This window comes from Pseudoalteromonas sp. TB64, assembly GCF_000498095.1.
In the GTDB taxonomy this organism is placed as follows: Bacteria; Pseudomonadota; Gammaproteobacteria; order Enterobacterales; family Alteromonadaceae; genus Pseudoalteromonas.
The window spans coordinates 1-6,078 of sequence record NZ_AUTQ01000238.1; the positions used below are offsets into that span (position 1 = coordinate 1).

The window sequence follows — 6,078 nt, forward strand, 5'->3', positions numbered from 1 at the left end:
TAAATTCAGAAGCCTTTATAAACTAACCAGAAGATCGGTCAATGGATCGTTAAATATTTCTTAACTGATCGGCATTAAGCATTGCTTGGCTTTTTTGTTTAGAACAATTAAATAGTTATTTTTTTACTACAAACTGCCCTTCAAATTCAGCAACAATATCATCGCCATCAAAAATAGTGACTGGGACAAGGTAACTAGCCTTTCCGTCTGTTTCTAAATCGCTCAGCTTACCTTTACATGTTTGAATATCAACACACCCTCGTGGGTCTGTAGTAAGGGGTTTTAAATACTTAATGTTAGCGTCGGCTAATACAATATTACCTTCAAGCCCAGCTTCTTTAAGTGCTAAGTACGTAGCGCCCCATCCGGTAAGTGTTGCTAAGCTATAAATAGAACCTGCAAACATCGTGTTATGTAAGTTTAAGTTAGCGTCTAGGTCTGCACTGGTTGTAAATTGCCAATCGGTATAGCTTTCTACCTTAATACCCATTGCGTCACTAATTGGAATAGACTCACGCCACGTATTTTGTAGAACTTGCGTCCAATTGGGGTGACGGAACCAACCTGGCTCACATGGCTTTTGCTTTACCATTTTAAAATGCTGTACATCGCCATACGCTAAATGCGCTTTTTCTTTTAATTCGTAACCGTGGCGTTTATAAAACTCAAGGGCACGTTCGCGAGCAAACAAAACCAGTTCATCAGCACTTTGTGTCCATGCTATTTTTTCAAGCTCATGTAGCAAACGACTACCAATATGCTGATTACGATTACCCTCTGCAACCGCCATGTAACGCACTTGTGCTTGCTCATGATTATTAAAGTGCAAACGTGCTACACCTAGCACTTCGCCTTCTTTATTTTTTATAAAGCGGTGCTCAGAGTCTTGTTCCATATCGTCTTGTTCAGAGCCACGAGGCTCGCCCCAAGGCGCGCGTAAAACTTGCCAGCGCAACTGGTAATAGGCTTGCCAATCTTCGCTACTTTGTGGGGTGCTTACCTGAAACATACATACTCCTGTTGTTATATAAGCCGTAAATAAAAGTCAAAAAAGGCTACGGCTCTATACTAATTTCATTGGTTACTTAGCGCGCTAAAAAATCAATAAAATTAAGTCGGTTGGTATTATTTATAGCAAATACAATACTCCATCTTAAAAAAACTGCAAATACGACTTTGGTGATGGCTATGCAATACGTAAAAAATTAATGACACTGACCATTGCGCTTTAATAAAGCTCGTTTATGCTAAAGAGCATGAACGACTATATCAATTTATCTACAGGTCTAATTAACAGCCACTTTATTGAAAACAGCCACAGCGAAGGGCTGCTACTTTATTGGCATAAATATAATGGCGACTACATTCAAGTGCGCGGGCATGGTAATTTACGATGGCTGTTAATTAACAACACGCTACAGTCAGTTATTGATACCACAAACCCGCGCAGTTTACTTTTACCCCATTTACAACACTTAGCTTTACAGTGGCAAACCTTAACTGCACCAAATAAAGTGCTTGAACTAGGTTTGGGAGGTGGTGCTATTCGTAATTACTTATCTCATAAATATCCGCAAGCAAACATTACATCCGTTGAAAAAAACGCTGATATTATTGATTGTTATACACAGTTTTTTTCGTCAAATAAAAATGAGCAATTACTTTGCGCCGATGCACAGCAAATTTTAAAAAGTGCGAAAAATATTGATTGGATTATTTTAGATTTGTTTAGCCAAATAGACGCGCCTCGATTTTTATTTGAAGAGGCATTTTATAAAAAAATCTACTCAGCGTTAAATAACAACGGCGTGCTATTTATTAACTTTTTATCGCAGCATGAGTCGCAATTAAAGCAACTTCAGCTGCTATTACTCGATGTATTTGGTTGTAACGTCAGCCCGCAAAAAATTACGGGCTATGTAAATCATATTGTTGTGGTTACTAAAAAAGAGGCTTAAACAGATAAGTTAAACGTAACGGGTCCATCATTACACAAGCTTACTTGCATATCGGCACCAAACTCACCTGTGGCTATTGTAATCCCCAACTCTTTAGCTTGAGCAACAAAGTACTCGTAAAGCTCGTTAGCTTGGCTTGGCGTAGCTGCAGATGAAAAACTAGGGCGCATTCCTTTTTTAGTATCAGCCGCTAAAGTAAATTGCGAAACTACTAACAACTCACCTTTAATATCTTTAAGGCTTAGGTTCATTTTGTCGTTTTCGTCAGTAAAAATACGATAATTACTCACCTTATGTAAAAGCTTATCTGCAGTTTGCTTATCGTCGTGTTTTTCAACGCCTAGCAACAACAATATACCATTGCCAATTTCGCCTACTACTTGGTTATTAATTTCTACTTTGGCATGTTTTACGCGTTGTATTAAACCTTGCATTTAAACTTTGTCCTTTGCTGTTGGCTCATCATCTTCAAGTTCAAGCTCTGGTGTTTCGGGAATATCATTTGGGCTAATGCATGCTGTAAACTCAGCACCAAGCAAAACAACAATCCACGACAAATACACCCACACAAACAAAATAGGAATAGTTGCTACTGCGCCATAAATAACTTCGTACGAAGGAAAGTGGCTAATATAAAGTGCAAACCCTTTTTTAGTTAACTCAAACAAAAGTGCCGCAAATAATGCCCCCGGTACGGCAGCTTTAAACGACACCCTTGTATTAGGCACTAAGGTGTAGAGCATAATAAAACCAATCATTGAAATACCATAAGGTAATAGCTTTAACAAAAACCCACTAAACCCAGGAATGCCCTGATCAGCAAACGATACCAAAGACACAATATAAGAAGTAACACCAATACTAGCACCGAGCAACATAGGTCCTAAGCTCAAAACCATCCAGTAAACAGCAAATGAGATCATCATTGGGCGCTTTTTCTTTATGCGCCAAATTCGATTTAGTGTGGCATCTACATTGCGTATTAACAGCAATGCAATTGCAGCTAAAAAGCCAATACCTACCGCCGTCATTTGGTTAGCGTTACCGGCAAATGAGCTAATGTGCTCTCTAATAACATCGGTAGAGGTGGGCACAAAATTAGTAAACAAAAAGCTCTCAATTTCCATGCGCGTAGATTCAAAGCCCGGAAAAGCCGAAAATATAGCAACACCCACTGCAATAAGCGGCACTAAAGAAAGTAGAGTAACGTAGGCTAAGTAGCCAGCGTTAACCGTTATTTGATCATCTATACAACGGTTAAAGTACTGCATCCACCAGCCAGGCTGTTGACGCATAAAGGACTTAACTTGCTGTTTGTAATGTGAGAGCTTATCATTCATACAATTGACTTGTGCTTATATAGTTTTGATTATAATAACAATCAGCGCCATAATTTACAGCACTAACGCTCGTAAACAGGAATTCAAATGAAAAAACAAACATTACTTAGTGTTTCAATGCTTGTACTAACACTTACTTTATCAGGTTGCCAATCGGCTTATTATTCTGCGATGGAAAAAGTAGGTGTACACAAACGCGATATTCTTATCGACCGCGTAGAAGAAACCAAAGACTCACAACAAGAATCTCAAGAAGAGTTTCAATCAGCGCTTGAGCGTCTAACCACCCTTATCGATTTTAAAGGCGGTGAATTACAAGACGCGTACAACGCATTAAATGACGATTACGAGTCGAGCTTAAAAGCAGCAAACGAAGTGTCGACTAACATCGATAAAGTAGAAGACGTAGCTGAAGCGCTATTTGATGAGTGGAGCGACGAGCTTGAACAATACAAAAGCGCATCGCTTAAACGCGAAAGCAGTAAAAAGCTAGCTAACACACAGCGTCAATTTAGCACTTTATTACGCTCTATGCGCAGCGCAGAAAGCAAAATGGAACCAGTATTAACATCGCTTCATGATAATGTTTTATATTTAAAACATAACTTAAATGCGCAAGCGGTATCAGCTATTAAAGGTGAATTCACTAACCTTAAGCGTGATATTCAAGTATTAATGAACGACATGAATAAATCAATTGCCGATTCAAATAAATTTATTGAGCAAATGAATAGCGCTGGCTAATCATTTTTTACTTTAAAAAGCCTGCTTAGCTGCAGGCTTTTTTATGTTAAAGGCATGCTAAAAGGAATTAACAATGAAAAGCTTTTTAATCGTAACAACGCTTTTATGCTTACTAACTGCCTGCGCCGCACCTAATAATATTAACCGTATTACCAGCCCCGACTCAGTTATAATTATTAACGATAAAAACGGCCGTTATAAAAATTTATACACAGGTGAAAAAACATATCCCACTACCTGTACTGAAAACTGCTACCCAGCCCATCCTGATCTATTATGTAAAACAGGCAGTGAAAACTGCCAGTATCAGGGTAAACAAACTAAGCCCCAGCTTAATACTGGCTATACTGTTCGCTGGCTTGGCCACGCTAGTTTTATAATTAATGCCCCAAATGCTCAAAGTGTGCTGTTTGATCCGGTAAAAAATCAATTTGATTCTCCAGTTGCGCTTGGCTTTAAACTTGGTGGTGGTATTTATCGTAAAGCAGGCGCTTGGCCTAGTGATCAAGAACTCAAAAATATTGATGCGGTAATGTATTCGCATATTCATTACGATCATTTTAATAAAGCCGACATACAAAGTATTGGCAATAAACCTCGCTATTTAACACCACTCGGTATGGCCGACAACTTCCCCACCGGCGGTTTTAATATTACCGAAATGCCATGGTACTCAACAACCAACATTGACGACTTAGTTATTAATGCCGTGCCAGCTCATCATTTTAGCGCTCGCGTATTAGTGCCCTTTATTTACGAAGATAACAATAAAGACGCATGGAATGGCTGGCTGCTCGAACAAAACGGTAGCACCTTATTTTTTGCAGGCGATACAGGCTACTCAAAACACTTTAAAGATATACAGCAAAAATATGGCGATATTGATGTGTGCTTAATGCCTATTGCATCTTACTACAGTAAAGACAGTGGTAAATTTTATCGTTACGTCCACACCACACCAGAAGACGCGCTAAACGCAGCACAAGAGCTTAACTGCAAAGTAATGATACCGTGGGGGTATGGTAACTCAAGTTGGAAAATGGGCGACCATACTAGCCACTCTGCTTTGCTACGTTTATTACACATGGTTAAAAAAATGGATGCTAAAACACCGTTGTATATTTTAAACGAAGGCGAAAGTATTTCACTGTAACTAGGGGCTGTTGATCTTTGTAGTATATATATTAATCAGCCCACATTGGTAGCCACATCATAGTAAATGCTAAAGCGAGCATGGAATGATAATTCCGTTCAAGCTTTTCATACCTTGTAGCTATCCCTCTATATTGTTTGATCCGACCAAAGGCATTCTCAACTAAGTGCCTATATTTGTACATGCACCAGTCAATATCTTCATTACCCACTAAACTGTTATCCTTGCGTGGAATAACGGGTGTAGCGCTATTATCACGAATAAACTCTCTTAGTTTTTCACTATCGTAGCCTTTATCTGCGACAACCACATTACTCGTTGGGCAATTGTCTACAAGTGACTCTGCATGGACGATATCATGCGTATTTCCACAGGATAATTCATAATAAACAGGCAATCCTCCGCTATCTACTGCAAGATGAATTTTAGTCGAATTGCCACCTCGACTCTTACCGATTGATTCATTGCCAGCGGTTCTTGCACCGCAACTATGCTGGTGAGCCCTGACAATACTGCCATCAATAAAGATCCAATCCATATCAGCATAGTGGGATAACACACGAAATAATTCATTCAAAATATCTTTTTTGGACCATAAATTAAATCGTCTATAGATAGCACTCCACGAGCCGAAATAAGACGGTAAATCTCGCCAAGGAATACCGGTACGCATCTTATAGAGTATGCCTTCGAGCGTTTTTCTATGCTCAGGCTTATTATAAATTCGACCACTTAAGTGCATTACTTTTGATAAGACATTCCATGTCGCGTCTGTTAACATTAATCTTGGCATGAGGGTTCGGTGTAACGTTTTTTAGCGAATTCAATTATACCTTATCCTCATGCTGTTTGTTTTTTATACCGCAAAGATCAACACGCCCTA

Annotated in this window: 7 protein-coding genes; 3 read left to right on the top strand and 4 right to left on the bottom strand. The window is 39.0% G+C overall.

Annotated features, from left to right (window positions below):
• Positions 1 to 115 precede the first annotated feature (115 nt).
• Positions 116 to 1,009 (bottom strand): bifunctional GNAT family N-acetyltransferase/hotdog fold thioesterase, encoded by an 894-nt coding sequence (locus L647_RS0119890; protein ID WP_024612578.1) that lies wholly within the window; start codon positions 1,007 to 1,009, stop codon positions 116 to 118.
• A 235-nt stretch (positions 1,010 to 1,244) separates the two neighbouring features.
• Between L647_RS0119890 and L647_RS0119895 the strand changes: the two genes are divergently transcribed.
• Positions 1,245 to 1,958 (top strand): methyltransferase, encoded by a 714-nt coding sequence (locus L647_RS0119895; protein ID WP_024612579.1) that lies wholly within the window; start codon positions 1,245 to 1,247, stop codon positions 1,956 to 1,958.
• On the opposite strand, the gene dtd is transcribed toward L647_RS0119895, so the two are convergent.
• Together dtd and L647_RS0119905 are read right to left on the bottom strand one after the other, a co-directional pair.
• Positions 1,955 to 2,392 carry a D-aminoacyl-tRNA deacylase gene (gene dtd / locus L647_RS0119900; protein WP_024612580.1) on the bottom strand — a complete coding sequence of 146 codons (438 nt, stop codon included), beginning with the start codon at positions 2,390 to 2,392 and terminating at the stop codon, positions 1,955 to 1,957. The genes L647_RS0119895 and dtd overlap by 4 nt on opposite strands.
• Positions 2,393 to 3,298 (bottom strand): virulence factor BrkB family protein, encoded by a 906-nt coding sequence (locus L647_RS0119905; RefSeq protein ID WP_024612581.1) that lies wholly within the window; start codon positions 3,296 to 3,298, stop codon positions 2,393 to 2,395.
• 87 nt (positions 3,299 to 3,385) lie between these two features.
• Here L647_RS0119905 and L647_RS0119910 point away from each other — a divergent pair, with 87 nt between their 5' ends.
• Together L647_RS0119910 and L647_RS0119915 are read left to right on the top strand one after the other, a co-directional pair.
• Complete coding sequence (locus L647_RS0119910; RefSeq protein ID WP_024612582.1) at positions 3,386 to 4,042, top strand: DUF2959 domain-containing protein; 657 nt, start codon at positions 3,386 to 3,388, stop codon at positions 4,040 to 4,042.
• Positions 4,043 to 4,115: 73 nt separating this feature from the next.
• Positions 4,116 to 5,195, top strand: coding sequence for an MBL fold metallo-hydrolase (locus L647_RS0119915; protein ID WP_024612583.1), 1,080 nt, complete (start codon positions 4,116 to 4,118; stop codon positions 5,193 to 5,195).
• Positions 5,196 to 5,226: 31 nt separating this feature from the next.
• On the opposite strand, the gene L647_RS0119920 is transcribed toward L647_RS0119915, so the two are convergent.
• The gene (locus L647_RS0119920; RefSeq protein ID WP_024611512.1) at positions 5,227 to 5,988 is read right to left on the bottom strand and encodes an IS5 family transposase; all 762 of its coding nucleotides are present in this window, start codon (positions 5,986 to 5,988) and stop codon (positions 5,227 to 5,229) included.
• Positions 5,989 to 6,078 lie beyond the last annotated feature (90 nt).